The following is a 25805-nucleotide window of genomic DNA, read 5'->3' on the forward strand; positions in this document are numbered from 1 at the left end:
GCAGAATTACTTTTGCTCTAGTGTAAACTGGTGAATCTTACCATACAGAGGGTGCAGGTTATCCATTAGCCATTCAGACATTGCTTCCACATCATCACCTTCATACTGAGGGGTATATCGATAGGCTGGCCACTCTATAGAAATAACGCTTACATCGGGGACAAACACGTCAGCAGGTATATCAAAGCGATGGGTGGACCAGCACTCCTCAGCATCGAAGGCAGCAACGGGATTTCCATTGACCAATACACGGACTGTACCGGCAATGCCTTCCGGCAGTTTGAGGGTAATGGAGGCTGAGGCACTTTCATGCCCGGTAGTGACGGCATAAAACCGGGTGTGCTTCTCGCGTGAGGTATAGGCTTGCCCATCGAGGGTGGCCGTCAAATAAGACTCTCTGAAAAGATAAGGGTCAAGTAAATCTATGCGTCCGTTTTTAAAACTATGCTCCCGCAGCCTGAGGGTTTTGATATGATCTTCCAGGTCCTTGCCCTTTACTTTTAGTTCATCAAGCATAGCTTGCACCAGCTTCAGGTCCAGGACCTTTTCTTCCACCAGTATCCGTCCGAAATATATATTGAGTTCTTCTATGCTCTTGATCTTACGGTATGCCGAGGTGAGGTATTTAGGCATATTTCTGTTTACCATGTCCACGTATTGGGTCATAAACTCTTCTGCACGATCAAAATGCTTTATGGCCTGTGCGGTATGGTACCGGATCACTTCAGGAGACTGGTCCAGGTGGGCATTGTACATAGCAGACATAAGGTGAGCAATACCCTTATACCGGGATTCGGAGCGAGGAATGATCTCAAAGGCTTGTTCGTAAGAAACCTCTTTATCGTATAAGGTGCGAATGACTTCTTTAGATAAATGAGCCGCTACCAGACGAAGGGCGTTATCATCGAAGTGGCAGTAGTCAAGGAAAATACTCCGGTCGGGCATGTTACCGGGAAAATGCATTTTTAGCAATGCAGGCAGATCAATAAGGGTAAAGTTTTCCTTCTGCCCCAGTTCAAGCACCTGTTCGCGCAATACGGTGTGCGTGCCGGGTACAGGTGACATACGATACATGATGGTATCGCGGCCATCGAGCAGGGCCTGCAGCGCTTCTTCGTGCTTTTCTTCTATTAAGTAACTCTCCGCCAATACCCTGTAGCCTGCCGTATTGGACTTGTTCAGGGATATTAGTTCTGTAGCGGCCTCCCGGGCTTCCTTCACCTTATTTTGTGCCAGCGCTTTTTCGGCCACCTCTTTCAGTTGCATCCACTGTTCGGTCTCACCCCGGGGCCACAGCAGGCCCTGTCCGTTTATGTCCAGGTGCCAGTCTTTGAGGTTAAATTCCGGGATGACAAATATTATGGGAAGTTCCAGTTCCTTGAGAAGCAACAAGTAATCGTAGGCTATCTCCCTGATCTTACTTTGAAAAATAGGATCGATCTCATCGAACCTTTTGCCCTCCGTCACTGCCTTGTATATGGCGCGGATGTCTTCCTCACTTAGTTGCATCTGAAAGCCTGATAGCCAGTTGTTACCGGCAAAAACTACAAGAGCATCCGGGCTTAACCGCAGGCTGGCCCGGGTCACCTGACGTAGTTCATGAATATCGATACCGATCTTGGACAGGTCTACTATCTCCAGGCTGTCTTTACCAAGTAGCTTATTCACCGCTTGCTCCGCCAGCAAAGCCGGGCGGTAATGGTGTTCATAGAAAAAGCCGCTTGCGACTGATTCGCCCAGATAGACCACTCTTTTATCAGTATGCTTTGGCCTGATGATATCCCGGTCGATCCAGGTATCGAAATCGTTCCTCATACTTTCATCACGCTGAAAGTATACCTCCCCGTCAGCAATAATTTCTTTCCAGATACCGATGTGTCCGTTCTCCGATTGAGCCTCGTCATACGGCAAAGAGCCTGCCTCGGCCGATTCCGCAAAATTCAGCTTTTCGCGGAGCGACTTACCTTTTGCCTCATCCATAGATGCAGAGCGGTAAAGGTTTTGGGCATACTCAGCAGCCACGCTTTTTAAGTCTTCCTGGGGTCTCTTACTCATGACTGTAGTTCTTCTTTACTAAGTTGGGGTTTCGTTTGGCAGGGATAGTCTCTCCGGCGGTACAGGCGTATACTGTCTATGGTACCGAATCGGGCTATGAAGGATTCTGAGAGGTAATTTTGCGCCTCTAACCCATCAGACAGGTCCGTTCGGTAAGTGAAATGCAGATTCGTGGGCCACTCAATCGATATGGCGTTATAGTTGCTCTCAATCAGGCCCGGATCCAAGGGTACCTTCAGAGTAGTCCATGTGGTGGTGGCAGGGTGACTCGCTATTTCCTTACCGTTTAGTTTGATGATAAAGACAGAGGCCGTTTCCGCTTCCTTCTCTGCACGCAGGCAAACTTTGAGGGTAAAGCGGTCGGATGCTTCCGTGAACACATCCTGTAAGAAATAAAAAACAGACTCTCCGGATATGGCTGCGTACCCATTATCTGCCTCAAATGGACTGAAGGACGAATCAAAATACTGCGAGTCCATCAGGTCGTACTCATCTTCCAGTATCTCCAGTCCTTTGGCCTCAGCTACCAATACCTCCCCGTGGTAGTGCTCGCCGGCCTTATCCAGCGCATCACGCATGGCATAAAGGAGGTCAATATCTTTTATGCTCTCATGGTAGTCATGCCAGTAAATATAGGGTTTGAATGTCTCAATCTGATTTAGCCTTTTGAACCATGAGGTGAGGTACTTGGGCACCGGACAAAAGGTCATATTAATATAGCCCTTCATAAACTCCCTGGCAGAGGCCGATAATTCAGCCGCTATTTGGCAATGATAGGAGATGACTTCATGCGACTGATCAAAATGGGCGTTAAGAATGGCTGCTAACAGATGGCCTGTTCCTTCTTCTTCAGCCGTGGGCAGGGGGCTGGATGCGTATAGCGTATCCACATCGGTTTCTTTGCCGGCTATCGTATGCAAAACCTGTCTGGCTACCGCACTCATAGCAATTCGGATGCCTTTAGGCGAAAGGTGACAATAGTCTACGAAGAGTTCTTTTCCCGGTACACCGGACTCGCTCCACCGGACCAATATATCGGGTAGCGAAATGATCTGTACAGCTTCGGCGTCCTGTCTGATCGTCTTTTCAATGCAGTTGAATATCCTGGCTGAGGAGGTAAACCGGCACATACCTGTTTCCCTGGCCTGATCAAACCATTCTATGGCCCGGGCGGCATTACCTTCTCTCATGGCACACTGACCGGCGAGCTCGTAGCCAAAAGGGTGAATAGGCTGAATTTCAATAAGCTGCCTAGCTATTTCAGATGCCTGGACAGGCTCGTCGTCTATACTTTTTAACTTCCTTATTAGCTTGTTCCATTCTTCTGTTTCCGTAGTGGGCCAGAGCAGGTTATCACGCTTGATTTCACCCTCCCAGTCCTTCAGGTTATAGCCGGGAAGTATATATGTGACGGGCACACCGGCTTTACTTACCTTCTCCATCTGGCTCACCAGTGCAGAGGCCATATCTGTGAGCCTGCCTTCTACCACCTTTTTGATCCTATGGTATTTGTCCGGCTCATTCAGCGCATGGACAATCTCCAAAAGCTCAGTTTCACTCAGGCTTGCATGAGCCTGAGGCAGCCAGTTATTTCCGGCAAATACGACCACCGCATCAGGCGATAACCGGGGGCTTTTCTCGAGCAGTTCGATCAGTTCATCCAGCCCGAGGCCTAGCCTGGCCAGGTCCAGTACTTCCAGGTCCTTTGCTTCGGCATCGAGAATTCCCTGTAGTACGTAAGCAGGACGATAATGCCTGTCGAAAAGGAAGCCGCTTGCCACTGATTCTCCGATAAAAAGGATACGCTTCTTATTTGAAGTCAGCGGGAAACTTTCCATATCATGCCACATATGGAATTGCCTGTTCCAATCCGGGTTTCTTACCATTTGGTCACCCTGCTGTTGCCACACGCCAAGCTGAAAGGGGCTTTCGGCTGTATCCTCATCCCTGGCCTCTATTTCTTCCTCAGGTTGAGGCACTTCGGGAAATAATTGCCGGTACAGCGAGGTGGCTTCACCATACTGCTCCCTGTACAACAAATCAGCCAGTCTTCCCGCCTGTTCTTTATTAGCGTTTTGGGGTCTTTCCGCCATTACTGCACCTGATTTTCAAGTTCTTTAATTGATTCCCCCGCCGTAGCCTCTTTATCTTTTGACTTGGAAATGATAAAATTCTCTATCACGAGGTAGTCCATTTCCGTTTCATAAAAAAGGTCAAGCGCTTCTTCGGGCCGCTCTACTATGGGCATGCCTTTTTTGTTAAAAGAGGTATTGAGCATCACTGACACGCCGGTCTCTTCCTTGAAGGCCCGGAGCAAACCATAATACCTTGGGCTCCAGTCGGGGGTAACCGTTTGCACTCTGCAGCTATTATCTTTGTGTACAATGCTTTTTAGCTTATCACGGTATTCATCCCTGATCTGATCTACCAGTATCATGTAGGGGCTTTCGTATCCGTATTTAAAATACTCAGCTACATCTTCAGCAGGCACGGAGGGAGCAAAGGGCCGGAAATCTTCTCTGAACTTTATGCGGGCATTGATAAAATCTCTTTTGGCCGGGTCTCTGGGGTCGGCCAGAATGCTTCTGCGCCCAAGGGCACGGGGCCCGAACTCGCAGCCTTGCTGAAACCATCCCAGTACATTTCCTTCGGCGATCAGACGGGCAGCCGTACGGAGGTAATCCTCATCCTGTACAAATGAGACCCGGTAACTTTGTAATCCCTGCTGAAGTGCCTCACTCAGGCCCGCCCAATCTACAGACATCATAAACTGCTCCAAGGCCTCTTCATTATTTACAGTGAATCTGTACTGAAAATCATCGTCCTGGAAAAGGTATGGCCGCAGCACTCCCAGATAAAGGTCTTTTTCGGACACAGTCACCGAGGTATGTGACAGGGAATCAGCTTTTTCCAAGACAGCCACCTCGTTTTCACTCACCACTACCTGCCGGAATCCATAGTCTGATACATTGAAACTTACTGCCACATTCGCCTGGCGGGTATAGGATGGCAATAGTTTAAAAAACTGATCGAGGATGTCTTTACGAAGGCCAGGGTCATGTTTTGGAAGGTAGTTGTCGAGAGCTTCCTGCACCTCTTCCAGGGGGTAGGAAATACCAAAACAGGTAGAGCCATCATGCTCCTGCCGCTCCTCTTTCATAACCTCGAGCCAGCCATAATAGGCACAGCCAAGCGCGATACCATTATCACCGGCTGCAGGCTGCATATACAGGTTTTTAATGGGGGTTTCCCGGATGATACGGGCATTGGCCACCGCATTGAGGGCCACCCCTCCTGCATAGCAAAGATTTTCATGGCCATTGTACTCATAGCGGGCATTGACCAGGTAAATAAGAGCCCGCTCGGTCTCACGCTGTACCCAATAGGCTATATCAGCGTAATATTGAAAGTTCTCTCTGAACTCGGCATAGCTTCGGGCCGGGCGCTTAAACTTGCCCATCCAGTCATAATTCACGAATACCCGCCCATCTTTAAGCTCATATATTTCATCATAATAGATACCCGGTCTGCCGTATGGACCTAAGCCCATAAGCTTGCCTACATCCATCATATTACCGAAGCAGTAGTTACTGGCGGCGTTATACACATTCCCGATACTATGGCGTGACCCATCGGGATACATCGGGTAGTTACGACGATAGTAGGCAGCATCGGAGAAGTCCTTATAAAGACCGGTGCAGGCCTTGCCATCGTAGGCATAATAGCTGTCTTTTTCCCAGAAAAGGTGAGCCAGGCCTGTTTTTTCTATAACCTCCCTGTCCGGAATAAAGGCATCCTGCAGATCCATGCATTCGTCATAGGGGTTCCCCATGCCATCTACTATCAGGATATTACAGTTATCAAACCCGGACGTACCTATGCAACTGTAGGCATGGGCCAGGTGGTGGGAAATAGTAACGATAGGGATGCTGCCTTTTTCAGAAAACAACCTTTCTCCATCATAGTAGTCACTACCGTATTTAAAATTGCCGAGTGTGGCATTTTGTACTATCAGCGAAACATCATCAATGGTAATGCCCTCTGCCCTCAGGCAATACTCGATGGCGGCGTTGTCATTACCCCCGTCATGTTTTTGGCGGGTAATACGTTCTTTCTCAATAGCAACACACACCTTGCCATCTTTTAACAGGCAGGATGACCCATCGTGAGACAGGCCGGTTCCGAGAATATATATTGGTTTTTTTGGCATGTTTAGAATTTCCATCCACTATAAATAGCGGGTTTTCACAAGTTTAGGACCGGTTCACCATGCTGCCGCAGGGTCGCAGATCGATATACCGGTTTATCCGCGAGTGATGGCACCAGGTGGTATCCTGTCCCAGTAACACGTTGGCCTGTTTGCCCATAGCAGCCGCCAGGGTAGCCGTACCGGTGGTAAGGCAGTACACTTCGCGGGCCGAGTAAATAATGTTGCAGTAATCCTGAAAGGAAGAGGCTTTAAGAAACTCACCAAAATGCGTGACCGGGATACTGCGATAGCCTTCCTTACCTTTTATATCACTCATTATCGATAACTGAAAGTCAGGGCTCAGGCCGTTTTCGAGAAAGTACTGTTCTACCAGAAAAAAATCGGTCTGATCTATCCGGCTGTCTGTCATAAAGTTCGGGTCATAGACTACCGCATTCTGCAAACCGGGGATAGCTTCGGCCTGGTAGTAGAGTTCCGGCTCATGAAAGCGGCGCTTGTCATCCAGCCCGTAGCCGAGCATCATGGCATCGAGAAAATTGAGTCGCTTACTCTCAGCCATAGAGAGGTCCGTAGCCTGTTCCTCGATACGCCCGCAGCCAGGGTTTTGCTCATGGCAATAGCCGTCTACAAAAGGGTTTGTCTCCCAGATAAAATACTGATACAAGTCATCGCGATAAGTGCCGCTCAGGGTAACTAAAACACGTTCGTACTTTCCACTTTCTTTGGCTATCCGCGGAATATGACTGAGCATGAGCAGATCGCCTAAGCCGGGATAATAGGGGGTAATGACCAGGTCTTTCTCCCCTGCTGTCACTACCGGCTTGTTTATTTCATATTCAGTATTGGCCCCGGAAACGATCATCACCGGCTTATCGACTAAAGGCCTTTTTACTTCTTCCAAAATGGCAAAGTCTATTTCCTTGCCAATTCTGAACAGGTAGGCGGGATCCTCAAAATCACGGTAGTCGGCTACGGCCAGGTAGACTTTTTCCAGGAAATAGGGCCGGCTATAGTATTCTTCAAGTTGTTCCGGCGCCTCGGCCAGCATGCCTGCAATAGCCTCTCCTACTTCCTCACCGTATCTTTCCTCGAGCTGGTACAGGTACTGGGTGGCCTGTTCCAGACTCCAGTCTTCAATATAATACCATTCAAACCCAGGCAGATCCCCATTGCCTGAAGGTCCGGTAAGCGTTACATATATCTCCGTCTGAGGACTGGTTTTCGCCAAATCCTTTACCAGGGAAAGAATAAGCTGTTTCTCATTGGGAAAGAGGCTATGAATGCCGTCGAAAAAAAATACTCCACTGGCATTTTCTTCAAGCCACTCACTGACCTGGCTTTTTACCAGGTTGGGGTCGATGTTCGCCTCCAGATCAATCCAGCAAACCTTTTTCCCGGATGCCTCTGCATCCCGGGCCAGCGCTTTCAGTAAGCTTGTTTTACCTGATTTACGCTTTCCGCTAACCGTTACATGCCTGCCCCTCAAGAAGGAGGCAAGCCTGCCGGGGTGTACCACCTCTTCGTGGCCGTGAGCTGTGGAAAGTGTGAATGGCACTAAAGGCTCTGATGAAATAGAATTAGCCTGAGAGTCACTCATATCAGATAAAAGTATATACGTCCGTACTGATAGCAGAACGGTTAGAAGTGCGTACTTCCTTCAGGGTATCTTCCAGGAAGGTAAGGTCGTTATCTTTCCGGCTGATCATAAAGGAACCTACTACCAGGCAGTCTATTTCGGTAAGAATAAAACACTCCAGCGCATCCACAGGGGTACAAACGATCGGTTCCCCTCTTACATTAAATGATGTATTGAGGATAATCGGAGACCCTGTTTTGTTATTAAATTCAGTGAGCAGTGCGGCAAAAAGGGGATTGGTCTCTTCTGTAACAGTCTGGACCCTCGCCGAATTATCCACGTGGGTAATAGCAGGCAGATCGAGCGGAGAGTCTACCTGGCAGGTTTCCAGCATAAAGGGCGAGGGGTGATCCAGCTTAAAGTGGTTTTGTGCCTCTGATAGCAGCACGGCAGGAGCAAATGGCCTGAATCCTTCACGCTTTTTTACCATCAGGTTGATCTTGTCCCTCATACCGGGATCTCGCGGGTCACCCAGTATGGAGCGGCACCCCAGGGCCCTGGGACCAAACTCCATCTTTCCCTGAAACCAGCCGACTACGTTGCCATCAGCTATCTTCTGAGCAGTGGCATCGATAAGCTCATCTTCATTTCCTTCAAAACCCGACCACTTAAGATCGGTCGCCTCAAGCATTCGCCGGATCTCAGCATCTGAAAACGCCGGCCCGTAATAGGCATGTGGCATAGGAGCGATCTTTTTGTCTTCGCTGTATTTCATATGCGACAGAGCGGCCGCTCCCAGGGCACAACCCGAATCATTGGAAGCAGGCTGTACAAACAGTTTTTTGAAAGGGCCTTCGCGTAAGATGCGGCCGTTGGCCACACAGTTGAGAGCTACGCCCCCTGCCATGCACAAATTCTCTTCTCCTGTCTTCTCGTGGAGGTAGGCGGCTTTTTCAAGCAGAAGCTCCTCGAGTACGACCTGCAGGCTACGGGCCACGTCCATGTGGTTTTGATCCATTTTGGACTCCCGTACACGGGGCTGCATGCCAAAGAGGTCTACAAGCTCATCTGAATACATGCGCTCGCCGCCTATAAAGTCGAAGTACTTCATATTCAAGCGAAACTGCCCATCTTTGCGCCACTCAAACAGTTCTTCGATCTGCTGTCTATATACAGGTTTTCCGTACGGAGCCAGGCCCATTACCTTATACTCGCCATTATTGACTTTAAAGCCCAGGTAGCTGGTAATGGTACTGTATAGCAGCCCGATGGAATCGGGAAAATGCACTTCTTCGAACAATTCTATGATGCTGCCCTTACCAGTGCCATAGGTAGTAGAAGCCCACTCTCCTACCCCATCGAAAGTCATGATGGCGGCAGAGTCAAACCCGGAGAAAAAGAATGTACTGGCAGCATGTGACTCGTGGTGCTGATGAAAGTCTACAGGTCCTTCATACCCTAACAGCTCTCTTATCTCCCTCTCTGCCCTCCGGGGGTCAAGCTTTTCCTGCAAATGAGGAGCCAGGGGATCATGCCCGCTCCAAATCTGCCTGGCAAGCTTCATGACGGGGTCCTCATAATAGGCAAGCCTGTCTATGTCATTCAGTGTAAGTCCTGCTTCTTCCAGGCAGTACCTGAAAGCATGCAGAGGCATGGATGAGTCGTTCTTTTGACGGGTGAATCGCTCCTCCTGAGCAGCGGCTGTCAGTTTACCATTCTGCAGAATACAGCAGGCAGAATCATGGTAAAGAGCGGAAATTCCGATTATATTCATAGGTCTGTATCTTCTGGAGTTTTTATCAGGTCAGCTCTACGCCTACCTTGTTTTCTCTGGCTTTCCGGTACAGGTACCCACCGGTAGCAATATCGAAAATGGCCATGCCCATAGGGTTGAACATGACAGTCTGATCAGCAGGTATGGTATTCAGATTGTTACTGGTGATATATGCAGCTATGTTATGGGTATCATCTTCATTTAGCAGTCCCTCCTTGTGCATATTTTCCACGTCCGTATTCTCACGGCATATCTCCTCCCAGTCATCGACTATCATCAGGTCCACATGTTCCCTGAAAGAAGGCTTGTAATCTCTTAACGAGACATTCAGGTGCAGTGACCCTTTCTTGGGTTTTCTGTCAATATAAGGTGCCTTCGAAACGGTACAGGTAACGAAGATGTCCGCCCCATCGAAGACTTCCTCCCATGAGTTACAAGCCGTCAGGTATTCACTATAGGCAGCGTCCGGCTTCTCTCCCTGGTCAAATTTCAGGTCGTAAACCTTAATGCTCTCAATGTAGTCACCAAATACCTCATGGATCATTTGTGCATGCATCCTGCCTATGGGTCCGAATCCTGTCATACCGACTTTGAGCTTACCTTCGGCACTGAGGTTCTTTTTGCGGATATATTCGTCAATAAAAAGCCCCGTCACCCCGGTAGTACGTATCACACTGGCATAGGCGGTATTTATTATGCTAAGAGGCTTACCCGTCTCTGCTTCATTGAGGATGGTAACTGAATGAGCACGGGGAATACCATTCCCTATGTTTTCAGGAAAACTGGCAATCCATTTCAGTCCCGCCATATTAGTTTCTCCTCCCAGAAAAGCAGGCATGGCGATGATCCTGTTAAGCGGGTTTCTATACCTCAGGTAAGGTTTTACCGGTTGAGAGAAATCTTCTTCTTTCAATGCATGGACACCGTCTTTAAGGGCATCAAAAATTTCATTCCAGGCAAGGCCGAGCTGTTCCAGATGTTCCTGGTTCAAGTAGATCATAGGAATATGTAATGTGCTGAGTTAAGAAATAAGTGACTGACTAAAGGGCTAAGGATTTGCTCAAAGGCATACACTGTGCGCTTTTTTCCCTGGCCCATTGGTCGTTATAAACTGTATCAAGATAGGCTGTACCTTTATCAGGACATATGAATAGGGCATTTGCATCAGCCGGTACCTGGTGCTGCTTCAGGTATTTCTTTGCTGCAGCATAAGAGGCTCCGGAAGAACCTCCGCAGAAAATCATTTGCTCCTTTAGCAGTTCGTGGCAGCCCATGACCAATTCATCAAAAGAGACGTGTACTACATCGTCAATCTGTGCACTGGCCAGCAAACCGGGCACTTTACTGGACCCTATGCCAGACACGAACCGCTTGCGGGGCTGGCAGCCGAAAATAACGGATCCTTCCACATCCACGGCCACTACCTTTACATTAGGAAACTTCTCCTTGATACGCTGAGAAACGCCGGTGATGGTACCGCCTGAGCTTACGCCGATAAATACATAATCGAGCCGGTCAAAGTCATTGCAAATCTCATTGCCTAGACTGTGATAATACCCCAAATAGTTGTCCGGATTTTCGTATTGGTTGGTCCAGAATGAGTTCGGCTCTTCTTCACAAATCTGCCGTACTTTCTCAAGTCGGGTGAGCAGATGCCCCCCGGTGGCGTCCTGTTCGGTTACCTTTACGACGCGGTCTACCATAAGTTTGAGCTGAGTCTCATAGCTATGGTTTATGTTAGGGTCTATTACCGGAATGAATTGTAACCCTAATATCCGGGTGATGTGTGCAAGTGCCAGGGCGAAGTTACCGGAGCTGGACTCCACGATGACCGTATCTTTATTGATCCGGTTATTGATAATCCCTTGATAGATAATATTGTACGCTGCCCTGTCCTTTACGCTTCCGGAGAAGTTAGTGTACTCTAGTTTTGTATACAGTCCGGCAGGCTCGTAATTCAGGCGCAGCAAAGGTGTATTGCCTATCAAAGAAGAGATCCTTTGCAGTTTTTCGATCATAAGATGGTTTTTCACAGGTTATTTATCAGCGGACTGTTTCGGTACGCTGAATGGTCTCGTCGCTTACTATACGACCAAAATTGAACTTAATTATCCGGTCGGCACAATGATAGTAATTATCATCATGGGTAACCGCTATTACGGTCTTTCCTTTATCCTTCAGATAAGGAAGTATTTCCGTATAGAATTTCTTTCGAAAGTGTGGGTCCTGGTCGGCAGCCCATTCATCCATTACAATGATTTGCTTGTCTTCCATAAGGGTATAGACAAGGGCCAGCCTTTTGCGCTGTCCTTTGGACATATCCGGATCGATAACCCCTCTTTCCTTGTCTATCTTTACTACCTCTCTGAGTTGAACTATGTCCAGATACGCGGCAAGCGGATGGCTGGATGGCTCAATCTCGAACCCATCGTAATTTTCGGTAAACAGATGATTATCGGTAAAAATAGCGGACATCTCATAGCCCATACCCTGGTACTCTTTGAGGCCTACATCTTTTCCGTCAATCCGGATGCTTCCTTCATCGGGAGAGTATAATCCGGTAAGGATATTGATAAAGGTACTCTTACCACTGCCGTTACCTCCGGTAATAAAGATTACTTCACCCTTATTTACCGTGAGATCGAGAGGTCCTACATTAAAACCCGGCCCATAGTTATTAGAAGGATAGGTAAATTGTATTCCGCTGAAATCGAGCTTGTCAAAAGCCGCAAGTTTGGTATAAGGCTGGCTGTCATGGTTATCCCGCTCCACCAGCTTATCAAGCTGTGTTTCAAACCGGTTCAGCCGGTTCAAGGCAATCTTAGCCCGTGTATAAAACGGCACTAACCCTAGCATGCCGCCTACAGGCCCTATCAGGTACATAATGGTCACTACGAGGGTGATGATCTCGGGCATGCTAAGATCAATAACAGCAGGCAATGCAAATAGGCAGATACCAATAATCACATACCAGCTATAGCTTCCCACCAGCTCGTTGTGCATGTATTTTATGCTGGTATCTTCAACGAGGTCTTTACTCCATGTACGGTTATGAATGAGGAATTTTTTGAAAATAGTCTGATTCCGTGTCCGGCTCATCTTCACCTCTCTGAAGCCTTTCAGCAGATCGTCCAGGTACCGGTAAAAGTCATTCTGAATGTCACGTAGCTTGTTTAGATCCCTTTCAATTTTCTTGTTTCTAAGCAGATAAAAGCCTAGCAATAATCCCATGGACACCAGTACCAGTAGCCCTCCCAGAGGGGCAAGCCAAAAGAAATATATTGTACAACATAAGATAATTACCCCGGAGTTGATGGTATTAACTAATACATCGGGCACACTTCCCAGTACACTGGCATCCTGAATAGCAGTGTAGACCTTCTCCCGGCCTAACCGCTCAAAGGACTGGTAGGAAGCGTATTGCAGCTTTTCCAGAATAGATACCTGGGCATCCAGCAGCACACTGTTGGTAAGCTTTACCATATAGGTCTGCAGAGCCTTGTTACTGATTATCGATAATACGATCAGCAGCGCAAATACCTGCCAGGTGTACTCCGGAAAGTAAGGTAAAGGCTCTCCCGTGATCTTGCTGTTGATTATATACAGCATACCACTGAAAAGCAAACTACTGACTCCCCCCAGGGCGCAGAGAGACACGTAAAACCACCGGGACTTATTTTGGAGTACGGTAAATATGTTTAGTTCTTTTTCTTTCATTTGATTGAATTAGAGGGCTGGCTAAAGCCACTAGTTCAGGTAAGGACCTTATTCACTTCTAAAACCATCTTCTTTAGTTCAGAAATGTATTCATCTAATAACTGCTCTATAAATTGAGCCTCAAAGTAGGCTGTTTTATAGGTTATATCCATGGTGACCCCATCGGTGTATTCGGTGAAGGTCAGGTTAAGATTGAAATACGGATATGTCTGGCTCCGGTGTTCCCTGTTGTATGACTGCAGGGCATCAGCCATAGGGTGGTCTACCGTATCAAAATTCAGCCATAATTCTCCTAATGCATCCAGAGAATAATCGGTATCATTAAGCATATACTCAAATGGATAAAGCTTGTGGGCATCGGAGGCCCTTACTTCATTCTTCACAGATTCGAGATATTCCTCAACTGATTCGAATTTTTCAGGCTGAAGCCGATAGAGTACTATGTTTGTAAATGAGCCTATTAGGGACTGAAGGTCAGGATGATTACGCAGAGCCGTTACACTGCCTATGGTGATGAATTTTTCTCTGGTAAATAGCCAGAGGCAACGCGCCAGCCCTGCTACCAGGATAGAAAACACGCCTGATTCATGCTCCTCTGCCATCTCGCGGATTCTTTCGAACAGCTCAGTATCGATATGATGGGCATAACCGGCCCCAGCATAGGTCTGGGCGGAGGCTATGTGCCTGAAAGCCCGCTCTTTATCCACATCATCCATTGGATAAAAGTTTGCAGACATTTCCCTCTCAAGCTTTTCCCTGTGAGAGTAAACTAACTCGGGCGGGCTATCTTTCCGGTAATAATCCTTTAGCTGAAATAAGGAGACAGGCCTGAGTTTATCATCCCAATACTTTTTTAATTCCGCCCCTCTGTCTGACTCCAGCAGATCATAGTACCACTCAGCATAATCTGCGGACTGTACCCTGAGCGGCTCTAACTCGCTATTTTTCCCGGCTTCCAAAGCTGTGTAGGCTGCTTCCAGGTCTCTTTCAAATATGCCACGCGACCAGCCGTCTACTATAAAATGAGGTATGACGATCTGTATAATGTATCCGCCCTCACGGTTTCTGATGACAATCACCCGCATCAGACCCGGCGTTTCCAGGTCCATCATGGTCTGATGGCCTTCGCTAATGATTTTTTCTATAGCCGCTTTTTCGTCCTGGCTTTCTGTAAAGTCATAATATTCTATCTCCGGGGCAGCTTCTTCGGCAGGATGGATCTTCTGGCAAGCCACATTATCTACCGTATGAAAGGAGCTCCGCAGAACCTCATGTTTATCAATGACCTGCAGGAGTGCCTTAGGCAACAGGCGTAGATCCAGCCCGGGCCACTCATTTACTCCGCTGGAATTAAAGGGAATGCGTCCTACCTCCTGAAACTCATAGCGAACCCACATTCCGGCCTGCTGAAAAGGAAGCCTGTAATACGTCTGCGGTGGCGCCTTAGGAATCTGTATTTCTGAGAGTGACGATTCAGCCGTATCTAAGTAAGCTGCCAGAGACCTTACAGTGGGAGCATCGAAAAAATGATCAAACGATAACTCTTTGGTGAAAGCCTCTTGCAAATTATTGATAACCGATATCGCCTTCAGAGAATTACCTCCCAACTGAAAGAAGTTATCATCAACTCCTATAATTATATCTCCTAACTCCTGCTGCCATATCTCAGCAATCTTACCCTCTGTTTCGTTTCGGGGTGAAATTTTTGCCCCTTTATATCCCTTTCGTGGCTCGGGCAAATTCCGTTTATCAAGTTTATTACTAGGGGTTAAAGGTATTTTTTCCAGGGATGAAAAACTGACCGGCACCATGTATTCAGGAACCTTTTGTTGCATAAATTCAGAGAGTTCCTCTTCCTCCAGTTCTTCATCAGACACATAGTAAGCCGCTAAATATTCCCTGCCATCAAAACCCCAAACCGCAATGGCGGCGTCTGTTACGGAAGGATGGAGTTTCAGGGCCTGGCTAATTTCACCGGTTTCTACACGGAAGCCCCTGATCTTGAACTGTTCATCTTCTCTCCCGGTAAATACCAGGTTGCCCTGCTCTTCCCATTGGCAGATATCTCCTGTTCGATAGAGCCTTTCCTCTCCGGCTATGTCATGCAGGTACACAAATCGTTTTTCATTTTGAGCCGTATCATTCAGATAACCGGCGGCCAACCCCGTTCCGGATACAAATAGCTCTCCGGGCACTCCCGGGGGGGCAAGCTGGCCATCCTGATCCAGGATATAAGCTTTTAAGCCAATTAGAGGCCGCCCGACCGGGATTTTTTGTAAGGGCTTTTCATTTTCATGCACCTCATAAAACGAAATGGCTACTGAGCATTCTGTAGGGCCGTATCCGTTGAAGTAACGTACGCCGCCGGGAAGCCTATTCACGCTATCAGGATTGGCCTCCTCCCCTGCGGTGACGACCACTCGGAGGTTTTTAAGCTTCGAGAGGTTCATCAGGTTCAAATAGGAAGGCGTGGTACTGAATACCGTAATCTCACCACCTTCCAGCAAATCTTCCATCGCCTGCTTATCCCTTATATTTTCTTCCGTGACTAACCGGAGGGTACCGCCACTCAGTAAGGTCGTATATATCTCAAAGACGCTGGCATCAAATGTATAGGAGGCAAACTGAAGTACCGTATCGGCAGGTGTAAGCTCAAACATCCGCCCTGCATATGCGGCCATATTAGCGACCCCAACATGCCTTACCGCCACCCCCTTAGGGGTACCGGTGGAGCCTGAAGTATAGATAACATAGGCAATATCTTCCTGCCCGGCCTGATTTTCCAGCTTACTCTCCGGAGATAAACGGGGCAGTTCTGTATGAACTATGCTGACCTTGCCTGTGTAGAATTCACTGGCCTTGTAGAGGTCATCATGGGTGATTAAAAGACCGGCATGACTACTTTCCATAATATTTTTAAGCCGGTCAGAAGGGTCTTTGGGGTTTAACGGAAGATAAGCAGCACCTGCCTTCATAACCGCCAGCATGGATATGATCATACACTCTGATCTTTCCAGCATCAATGCAACAATAGAGCCTCTCCCGATCCCAAACTGCTTCTGCAAGTAAAAAGCATAGGCATTAGCCTGCTCATTTACCTGTGCATAGGTAAGCTGCGTTTCTTCAGTGACCAGGCATAGGTGGTTTGGGTTTTGGCTAACCATCGCTTCAAACCCTTCGATCAGAGTGGAGGGAGCACCCTTCACAGAAGAAGCGGGTTGGTTCTCATTAAGCCACTGTTTTTCACCTTCCGTAAGGAGATCGATTTTTCTAATCTCTTCGGAAAGCCCTGCAAGTGACTGCAGTGCTTTTGAAAGATGCCCTGTAAACTGCTTTATAAACCTCTCTGTATAGTGTTTTTCGGCATACCTGATTTTAAAAGACACCCCCTTCTTTTCAGAGAAAAATATACTGAACAAGTGCGGGGTATAAGTGTGGAAGTACTGGTGAATACCATCATAGGCCACATAGATATCAGAACCTGACATTTCCTGCGAAACCAGATCATATGGGTAGTTCTGGTATTTGTAGGCCTCTTTTATCTCTGATTTTATCGAATTGAGGTATTCTCGAACCGTATCATCACTTGCGGAGCTTAAAGACAAGCGCACATATGGCTCAATAACATCTTTTACCCGGCCTAAAAGCGGGGATTCTACCATTACTTTATCTGTCCTTGCGTATTTCCTGAAGACAATTCCAACACCGCCCAGGAGCATTACCCACATAGCCATAGTATTCCCAGCCGAAAGCTTATACAGCAGAGCAACTATATCACCATCAAGGTTATAAGTAAGCTCCCGGTATGCCTCATTATTCAGGCCGGCACCTGACTTGGTATCCTGCCGGAATGAAAAAGCCTCTCCTTCTGACAGGTGTTTCTGCCAGTACTGCCTGTGCTCTTCGTACTTACTGCCTGTCAGGGTTATCTTATCGGTTATACTCATTAAACTTCTTTATCAGTGTTTTAAGGGTATAGCTGGTATGTATACTTCGCTAAAAGTCAAAGTCAAACTGGTCTTCAAATTCACCTTCTGCCGGAGCAGGTTGCTCTGCCTGACTGCCGAGTTCAAGATTATTAATAGTGATATATGGGTCGGCCAGAATACTGCCAATGACATACTCTATAGCGTCTTTAAACCCTGTCATCAGTTCCTCGCTAAACAGGGCATTATTATAATCTATATTCACATGTAGCCCGCCTTCGAAAGCGGTAAATACTATACGTAGGTCTATTATGGTATTATTGATAGTGATATCAATATCATTCACAGTCTGCTGTTCATCTTGTGCCTCACCGGGTTTCTCATCATTATCAACTGCATTATATAGGACTATCGTATTATATAGCGGGAACTTGCCAGGAGTCCTGTCGGCCCTCACCGCATCCAATATTTGGCTGAAAGGGTAATACTGGTGTTTATATACCTGCAATAGACTATGATGAACATTCATGATGGCCTCCGTCATGTTCAGCTCTCCTCTTATCATAGTCCTGCAGGGAGGATTATTGACATAAAGGCCTATCTGGTCTTCCAGCCCGGGCATGGTTCTCAGAGAAATGGGGGTGCCAATGGTGATGTTTTTCCTGCCTGTGTAACGATACAGCACCACTTTAACCGCCGTAAGGAGTAGTGTAAAGGGTCCACACCCCATTTTACCACTTAATCCATTGATGTCCTCAGCCACTTTACGGGGCAGAACTATTTGCACACTCTTAGTGACGTATTCATGCGGAGAGGAAGGGCTACGGTCAGCCAGGTTGTTTCTGCCATCCGGTTCGTCACCCAGGTACTGCCTCCAGAAGTTCTTCATCGACTCTCCTTTTGCCCCGCTTACCTGGCGGCTATACCACTCTACATAGTCCTTAAACTGAATATCCAGAGGCTTTAAAGGCATTTGTGTTCCCTCTTTCATCTTCAGATAAGAGGTGGATAGCTCTTCAAAAAGGATTTCTATAGACTTACGGTCAGCTATAATGTGATGCAGGACAAGGACGATTACAAAACGCTGAGCATCCAGCCTGATAATGACAATACGCCATAAGGGGCCGGTTTCCATGTCCATTCTTTCATGAAATGCAGCGCCTACTACAGCATCCAAATCATCTTCCTTACTCCTCAGATCAACTTGGCTAAGCACGTCCAAAGGGGCTTCCGTTGGATGAATTTTTTGGTATAATTCATTATCCCGGAAGACAAAGGTGGTTCGTAAGATTTCATGCCGGTCGACCACTGCTTTAAGGGCCTTATTAAAAAGGCTCATGTCTATATCACCCTCAAAGTGAAATATGCGCATCAGATGATTGACATACTGGCCTGCCTTAAGCCGGTCTTCCAGCCAGATGCTCTTTTGCTCGGGCACCACGGGATACAGCGCTCTTTCAGGGGCAGGGTCTATTACAAACCGGCCTTTGCCTGCAGATTCAAGATAGGCTGCAAGGGAACGGACCTCCGGGTGGGTAAAGATCTCCTTCAGGTCAATGTCTGCTTCCAGTTCCTTCCGTAGCCTGGAAACGAGCTTCATTGCTTTTAAAGAATCTCCGCCTATAGCGAAAAAGCTATCGGTTGCGCCTGCTTTTTCTTTGCCGGTAAGGCTTGCGAAAAGAGCCGCCACTCTTTTTTCCATATCCGTCACAGGGGCTATATGCCCTCCTTCTGCTGCAGCCACGGTAGCAGGTTCAGGCAGCTTTTTGTGGTCCACCTTTCCGTTGAGGTTTACGGGTAACTTATCCAGGAAAATAAACAGTGCAGGGATCATATAAGGAGGTAAAGCTTCACGCAAACGGCCCTGTAGCACGGAGGTGTTTACTCCATCCGCTACCAAATAGGCGATGAGCCGGTCACTACCTCCCTTATTGTCTACCGTAAAGACGCAATCTTTACAAGCTGGCAGGTACCGCCGGATTGCTGCTTCCACCTCTCCCGCTTCTACACGATTACCGTTTACCTTAAGCTGTTTATCTTTTCTTCCTTCGAAGATGATTTTGCCATCGGGAAGCTTTTTTGCGAAGTCGCCTGTCCGATAGGTGCGCAGGCCATTTTCCTGATGAGTAAATGCAGCAGCAGTGAGCTCAGATGCATTCTGATAACCGGGTGAAAGGTAATGACTTTTGAAAACCAATTCGCCGGATTCGTAGGTGCAGGCTTCGCTTCCATCTTCTCTTATTACCGCTGCAATGGTATCCTCCACAGGGTAACCAACCGGCATCTTGGGGAGTGTAATCGTCGTATCATAGGGCACTATGTACTGCAGAGTCACCGTACTCTCCGTAGGCCCTAGGCCGTTGACAAAGTAGGCTGTCCGGGGGAAAAAGCTTCTGAAATAATCAAAATCCGTTTTAAGACAAGCCTCACCTCCCAATACGACCAGCCTCACCGTTTCGCATGCCGCAGAGGCAGCATTTTCCCCGGCCCACTGACGAAAAAGGGTGGGGACCATATGGAGAACGGTTATCTTTTCTACTTGGAGGAAATCGCTTAGCCCGTACAGGCCTTCTCCTCCCCGCATATCATAGGGGCAGAGGGTCGCACCATTTAGTAAAGCGGCGCAAATATCCATCACGGCTGCATCAAAGGAGTAGACGGGTAGCAGACTTAGCCTATCAGCAGAGCTTATCCTTAGGTTATTTGTATAAGCGGATATGAAATGAAGCACATTGCGGTGCCACTGCACTACACCCTTGGGGGTACCTGTGCTACCGGAAGTATACAGGATGTAAGCCCTGCTTTCCCTGCTAATATCGATGCCGGGATTAGCTGAGGGTGTGGATGGTGGCACATCCTTTATGTTCCATACCGGCAAACCGCCACCTATCTGCAGGGCGTATTCATTATGCTGATCGTCAGATATAATGCCCTCACATTCTGCATCGGACAAGATAAACTTTAATCTGGATGCAGGGTGCATCGGATCCAGGGGAACATAGGCATTACCGGATTTTAAGACAGCCAGTAAGGCGACTATCATCTCTATAGAATGCCCTACTAGCAGGGCAATGGTTTTTTGCTGCCCCACTTCGTTTTCCTGAATATGATAAGCCAGCCGGTTAGCGGCTTCATTCAGTTCCTTATAGGTCATGCGGCTGCCGTCCATAGACAGTGCGATGGCATTTGGTGTAGCTGCCGCAAACTCCTCAAAATGGCTGACTAGTGTACCCTCTACTTTCAAAATGGGCTCATATGGCAGTTCTGGTATACCGGTAGCTTGTGTATTTTTCACCGGAGCCAGGCCGTTTAACTGCCCTACGGGCGTTAAGGGTGATTGTATTGCATGGGAGAGTAGGTTTATATATTCTTCTACCAGATAAGATATCGTTTCCCTGCTGAACAGTTCCTGCTTGTACATGCAGTGAAATTCCAGCCCGTTAGTGTATTCATACGCATAAAAATCGATATCGAAATTCATGATGATGTCCAGCGGACGGTGAAAACTGTCGAACAGATCGATAGTCCGGGCTTCCTCCTCACTGTAGTTCATCATATTGAAAAATACCGAGCTTACGGGAAAACGGTTAATGTCACGAGGGACATCCAGCTCAGCGACAATCTTTTCAAAGGGGTATTCCTGGTGGTCCAGGCCGTCCATCACCGTCTGGCGGACGGCTTTCAGGTGATTTTCAAAAGACCCCTGGTCATCTACCGCTACTCTGAGCATCACGGTATTGAGAAAGAAGCCAACTAAACCTTGCAGTTCTTCATGATTGCGGCCGGCCACCGGGGTTCCGATGATAATGTCTTTTTGGTTACAAATGCGCTGCAGCAGTATGCTGAAGCCACTGATGAGCACCGTAAACAGGCTGGTAGAATACCTCTCTGCCAGTTTTTTCAATGGCTCCAATACCTCCGAAGGTATGGCTGTCCTGAACATAGCGCCCCGGTTAGTAACAGCGTTTCGCAGCGGGTAGTCAAAAGGCAGGTCTAAAGGAGAGAGTTGTCCGGATAACTTATTCAACCAGTACTTGCGAAGCAAGCCATCATGATCATCGGCTAAGCGTCTGTTTACCCAGGCAGCATACTCTTTATATTGCAGGGGCAGCGGAGAAAAGCCGGGTGAATGACCAGCCTTCAAAGCGGCATAAGCTTCGTGCAGGTCTCTCTTAAGTATCTCCAGGGAAATGCCGTCTGCAATGACGTGGTGCAGGGTAAGCATAAGGAGACTGCTATGGGCTTGCGTATGGATTAGCCGTGCCCTAAACAGTGGGCCGTGCTCCAGGTCAAACGGAGTTTGCAGATCGACGCTGCTTAAGCGGTGATAGGCTGCCTCCGGATCATCCTCAGTATGTATGTTGTCTACTTTCAGTTTCCAGCGAACGGTCTTGGATGAATGGATCACCTGCCTGGGTTCACCATCCTGGTCGCGAAATGTGGTCCGGAGACTTTCGTGCCGGTTTATAACCTCTGATAAAGCTTTTTGAACTATCTCAGGATCTGCCTTTTCTCCTATCTCAAACTCTGCAGGGATATTATAAGAGCTGCCATAAGGATCGAGCCTGTACAGAAACCATAACCTCCGCTGCCCGGGAGATACTTCATAATCGGCCTGTTCCGGCAGCACCGTCATCTCCGTTTGCTGCTGAGCTGTGGCTTTTTCATTTCCTTGCAGGGACTCAATGTAAGCTGAAAGGGCTGCTATGGTAGGATATTCGTACATATCCCGGAATGAAAGGGCCAGACCCAATTGCGCATTGAGCTTATTGATGATCCTGGCACCAATAAGGGAATGCCCACCGGCCTGGAAGAAGTTGTCTTCGCGCGACAGATTCTCTTTTTGCAATACCTCATTCCACGTGCCGGCCACTATGGCCTCTGTACCCTCCAGCTCTTCACGTAAGCTGCCTTTATCCCGTTTGCTGGTTTCTTCAGTGCTCCCTCCGATCTTGAAGAAGGGGTTAACCTTAAAGCTTTCCAGGTCTGCATCCGCTACGCCTACATTGGCGGCCGTTCCTGAAATGGCATAATGAAAGGCCAGTGTGCCCTCTTCGTTAGTAAGAAAATTTACAGGAAGCGGGTCGTTTTCTGCCTGTTTCGCGCTATCGGCAGACATGCCCGTTTCCAGCCAGCCCGGCCAGCCGATGGATACGGCGGGCACACCTTTGCTCTGCAGATGGTGGGCAAACAGGTCTTCAAAATCATTGGCCACCGTGTAGTCTGTGCTCAGCTTTTGGGGTACGCGGGAATTCAGAGAACTAAAGAGGGCAAAAAAGCGGAGGTTATCTCCAGCGGTATACTCATGAAGAAGTAGAGAACCGGCTACTTTAGGCCCCATTACGTGCCTGAAATCCTGCAGGGTTTTATCAGTGAGGTCAACCCAGCGATGCGGTACACCTGCCACATGTGCTATTCCGTCAATTTTCTCATGGTCGGTTCTGATTTGGTCAAAAGCCAGCTTCATTTGGCTCTTATCCGACAGATCCGAAGTGTAATAGTATATGTGGGCGCCTGCTTCTTCCAGTTGCTGAAGATTACGTTTACGCTCAGTGACAGGACCGTTCTTCCATTCGGTACCATACCCAAGGTCTGTGCGGCCTATGATGATAAGGGTACAGGCAGCCTGGGCGGCTATATAACGGGCAATGGCATGGCCTATCCCTGCCGCCCCCCCGGTAACCAGGTAGGTTTCCTCAGACTGAAAGACGAGCAGATCCCTGTTTTCCTGAACCGTAACCGGGGCAATAAGGGGTACGTAGCGCGTATGTTCACGATAGGCAGAGAACCGGATCTGCTCTTCATGCCCTATCTCATCGATTATATAATCGGCAGCCTGCTGGCCCGTAATGGCTGCACCGATATCGATGCCGGACACGGAAAGCTGCGGGTAATCACTAAGCAAACTCCGTAAGAAACCGCCGCTCATGGCATTTGACAGGCTGACCTCCTCTCCGGCATGTACTGCCTCTGCCTGTGAACTGATGGCTACAAAGCGAAACCCTCCCTTTTGCAGGTGATGGTGGAAGGCTTTGGCTATGAAAAAGAGGGAATAAACGGTCCCCAGCAGGTTCTCTTCAAGGTTTTCTGACTGAAGGCCTGTTTGAGTTCTGAAGCTACCGGCATGAATGATGCCATCCAGGGTGATTTCCTGATCGGCTATCTCCTTTGCCAGCCTGGTGTAATCCTCCTCACTTTCCGGCCTTATGACAAAGGACGGTCCATTTTGCTCAAAGGTAATGCCTCCACTCACTTTCAGGCACGTATTCCCATGGCTTTCGAGTGCTACTGCCAGCCTGTCGCTTAAGCCCTCCTCATCCTCAAAAAGCAGGAAGGTACCACCGGAAATAGGCTCCGGAGCTTCAGTTAAGGCCTGCGGTGTCCATGCAAAACGGTGCAGCCAGGCTTCCACCTCTCCCCTGTGGCTATCTTTTATCCAGCAACGGTTTTTAATAAAAGGGTAAGGCGGCAGAGAAATTACGTTCCCTTCAGTAGTAAAGTCCACATCGAACCCTTGCTCAAACAGACCGGCCTGCAAAGCGGCGCGTCCTTCGTCAGGAAGCAAAACGGCTGCATTGTCCGATTTTTCCGAAAGGCCAGCCAATATGTGTCCGATTGTTCCCCGGGGAGCCATTTCCACAAAAAGTATAGAGCCGTCTGCATTGGCTGAGAGGAATTTTTCCAGCCTGCTACTTAGTGCCGGGTCTGTTTCTCCGGTGTAGGTCTCAACCTGCTTCAGAATGACGGACAGTTTACTTTCCTTCTGGATGGCATCCACTACGAGCTCACCGATACCCTCCCCCATCAGGAATTTTGTCCGGATGCCTTGTGATAGCATCAGGTGATAAAGGGCGTACTGAAAAGCAAATAGACGAAGATTCTCATTTTCGGCAGACCCGGCCAGGCACTTGTGGTAAGCCTCCCGGAAGCTGTCATCTTCTAAGAACTCCCGTAGATACTCTTCTTCTACCACACCACTACCGGAGAAGGTAAAGAATAATTTTTCAGCCGGAGAGGCCTCTTCTTCCGGTATAGTTTTACTCTTTAATTTATCCACCAGTTCGGCTACAGAAGAGGCGGCAACGGCTACACGATTAGGAAAGTGTGTTCTTCTCCGGGACAGGGTATAACTCAGGTCATTCAGATTAACACCCTGGTTGCCAATCAGAAATGCACCCATATCCGTGAGTATATGCTGCAAAGCTTCCGGATTTTTGGCTGAAAATGGAAAGGCCAGCCGGGCCGTATTTTCCTGTGAGAAGGGAGCCAGTTTTGCTTCCTCAAGTACGACATGGACATTGGTGCCGGAAATGCCAAAAGAGCTGACTCCCGCCTGCCGGGGAAGGTCCTGGGCCGGCCAGTCTTTTAACTCCCTGTTTATGTATACCGGCCCGCCTATAAAGTCGATGAAGTGATTAGGCTCAGAAAAGTGAAGCGTAGGCAGTAGTTTTTTATGATACAGGGAGAGAGCCGCTTTGATCAGACCGGCCAGACCAGCAGCCGTGTCGGTATGCCCGATATTTGATTTTAAGGCAGAGAGCGCACAAAATTGTTTCCGGTTGGTGACTCGTGAAAAAGCCAGATTGAGGCCTTTCGCTTCTATAGGGTCTCCCAGGTTGGTAGCCGTACCGTGTGCTTCGATGTAGCCAAGTGCCTCGGGGTTTATACCCGCCTTTTTCCAGGCCTTTAGCAGTACTTCAGACTGGGCCACACTGTCAGGCGCAGAGAGATTAGCCGAAAGCTGCCCATCCTGGTTAGCCGCCATGCCTTTGATAACAGCGTAGACCCGGTCGTTATCTTCCCGGGCTTTATCCAAAGGCTTCAGCATCACACTACAAACGGCCTCGCCTAGTCCCGTACCGGTAGCATCTGCAGAGAAAGAACGTGTCTTCCCATCTCCGGAAGTTATGCCGATGCCATTCTCTTCACTTTCTTCATCCGGGAAAAGAAAAAGCTTCACCGCTCCTACTAATGCCTGGCTGCAATTACCTAAGATCAGATCGTTACAGGCCAGTTGCAGGGCTACTAATGATGAAGAACAAGCCGTATCCACCATCATAGCCGTGCCACGCAGGTTAAAGGCACGGGCCACACGGCCAGCCGTAGCAGCATTGAGATTGCCGGTTACTATAGCCGGATCGTATTCCTCAGCCAGGCGGTAGTAATTCTGAGCGGTATCTCCGATGTAGATAGAGGTGTCTGACCCATTCATGTCCTTCAGGCTGTATCCGGCATCGGCCATAGCCTGGTAAGCTACTTCCAAAATCAGTCGCTGATGAGGATCGATATACTTTGCCTCGCCATATGAAATACCGAAAAAGTCATGGTCGAAGCAGTCGATATCCTCCAGGTAAGCAAACGGTTTATACTGCCTGCCTTTCGCCAGAGTGGTATGCTTTATCCGGTCTTCCGATAGCATCCGGATACTATCCTTCCCTTCTGCAAGGTTTTGGAAAAACGCTTCCAGTGATGCTGCTTCGGGAAACCTTCCCGACATACCGATTATGGCAATATCTTTATCCATACAAATCTCTCTTCTCTCGATCT

The 25805-nt window shown here is 48.2% G+C and carries 10 protein-coding genes; all 10 read right to left on the bottom strand.

Translation table 11 applies throughout. From position 1 onward, the window contains the following. Positions 1-6: 6 nt before the first annotated feature. Genes AB9P05_RS21235 through AB9P05_RS21280 form a run of 10 tightly spaced genes read right to left on the bottom strand, consistent with a single transcriptional unit; the run spans position 7 to position 25782 of the window. Positions 7-2055, bottom strand: a complete 2049-nt coding sequence (locus AB9P05_RS21235) for a hypothetical protein (protein WP_371910844.1) — start codon at positions 2053-2055, stop codon at positions 7-9. Further along, entirely contained in the window at positions 2052-4148 is a 2097-nt protein-coding gene (locus AB9P05_RS21240; protein ID WP_371910845.1) for a hypothetical protein, read from the bottom strand. Before AB9P05_RS21240 ends, AB9P05_RS21235 begins: the two co-directional genes overlap by 4 nt. Then, on the bottom strand, positions 4148-6280 hold the full coding sequence (locus tag AB9P05_RS21245; RefSeq protein ID WP_371910846.1) for a carbamoyltransferase: 2133 nt from the start codon (positions 6278-6280) through the stop codon (positions 4148-4150). The genes AB9P05_RS21240 and AB9P05_RS21245 overlap by 1 nt, the downstream gene beginning before the upstream one ends. Positions 6281-6308: 28 nt before the next feature. Continuing rightward, positions 6309-7862: a hypothetical protein gene (locus AB9P05_RS21250; RefSeq protein ID WP_371910847.1), complete on the bottom strand. Its 1554-nt coding sequence runs from the start codon at positions 7860-7862 to the stop codon at positions 6309-6311. Between the two features lies 1 nt (position 7863). Continuing rightward, the gene (locus tag AB9P05_RS21255; RefSeq protein WP_371910848.1) at positions 7864-9615 is read right to left on the bottom strand and encodes a carbamoyltransferase; all 1752 of its coding nucleotides are present in this window, start codon (positions 9613-9615) and stop codon (positions 7864-7866) included. Between the two features lie 25 nt (positions 9616-9640). After that, positions 9641-10615 carry a 2,3-diaminopropionate biosynthesis protein SbnB gene (locus AB9P05_RS21260; RefSeq protein ID WP_371910849.1) on the bottom strand — a complete coding sequence of 325 codons (975 nt, stop codon included), beginning with the start codon at positions 10613-10615 and terminating at the stop codon, positions 9641-9643. Positions 10616-10655: 40 nt separating this feature from the next. After that, a complete protein-coding gene (gene sbnA / locus AB9P05_RS21265) occupies positions 10656-11633 on the bottom strand; it encodes a 2,3-diaminopropionate biosynthesis protein SbnA (protein WP_371910850.1) in 978 nt (325 codons plus the stop codon). A 25-nt stretch (positions 11634-11658) separates the two neighbouring features. Beyond that, positions 11659-13332, bottom strand: a complete 1674-nt coding sequence (locus tag AB9P05_RS21270; protein ID WP_371910851.1) for an ATP-binding cassette domain-containing protein — start codon at positions 13330-13332, stop codon at positions 11659-11661. A 35-nt stretch (positions 13333-13367) separates the two neighbouring features. Continuing rightward, entirely contained in the window at positions 13368-17279 is a 3912-nt protein-coding gene (locus tag AB9P05_RS21275; protein ID WP_371910852.1) for an amino acid adenylation domain-containing protein, read from the bottom strand. Between the two features lie 49 nt (positions 17280-17328). Next, positions 17329-25782 carry an amino acid adenylation domain-containing protein gene (locus AB9P05_RS21280; protein ID WP_371910853.1) on the bottom strand — a complete coding sequence of 2818 codons (8454 nt, stop codon included), beginning with the start codon at positions 25780-25782 and terminating at the stop codon, positions 17329-17331. Between the last annotated feature and the right edge of the window lie 23 nt (positions 25783-25805).

Source organism: Roseivirga sp. BDSF3-8 (assembly GCF_041449215.1).
Taxonomy (GTDB): Bacteria; Bacteroidota; Bacteroidia; order Cytophagales; family Cyclobacteriaceae; genus JBGNFV01.

Excerpts from the sequence above, each read along its gene's own strand:
- AB9P05_RS21235 (WP_371910844.1), bottom strand. The coding sequence starts at position 2,055 with ATGAGTAAGAGACCCCAGGAAGACTTAAAAAGCGTGGCTGCTGAGTAT.
- AB9P05_RS21240 (WP_371910845.1), bottom strand. The coding sequence starts at position 4,148 with ATGGCGGAAAGACCCCAAAACGCTAATAAAGAACAGGCGGGAAGACTG.
- AB9P05_RS21245 (WP_371910846.1), bottom strand. The coding sequence starts at position 6,280 with ATGGAAATTCTAAACATGCCAAAAAAACCAATATATATTCTCGGAACC.
- AB9P05_RS21250 (WP_371910847.1), bottom strand. The coding sequence starts at position 7,862 with ATGAGTGACTCTCAGGCTAATTCTATTTCATCAGAGCCTTTAGTGCCA.
- AB9P05_RS21255 (WP_371910848.1), bottom strand. The coding sequence starts at position 9,615 with ATGAATATAATCGGAATTTCCGCTCTTTACCATGATTCTGCCTGCTGT.
- AB9P05_RS21260 (WP_371910849.1), bottom strand. The coding sequence starts at position 10,615 with ATGATCTACTTGAACCAGGAACATCTGGAACAGCTCGGCCTTGCCTGG.
- sbnA (WP_371910850.1), bottom strand. The coding sequence starts at position 11,633 with ATGATCGAAAAACTGCAAAGGATCTCTTCTTTGATAGGCAATACACCT.
- AB9P05_RS21270 (WP_371910851.1), bottom strand. The coding sequence starts at position 13,332 with ATGAAAGAAAAAGAACTAAACATATTTACCGTACTCCAAAATAAGTCC.
- AB9P05_RS21275 (WP_371910852.1), bottom strand. The coding sequence starts at position 17,279 with ATGAGTATAACCGATAAGATAACCCTGACAGGCAGTAAGTACGAAGAG.
- AB9P05_RS21280 (WP_371910853.1), bottom strand. The coding sequence starts at position 25,782 with ATGGATAAAGATATTGCCATAATCGGTATGTCGGGAAGGTTTCCCGAA.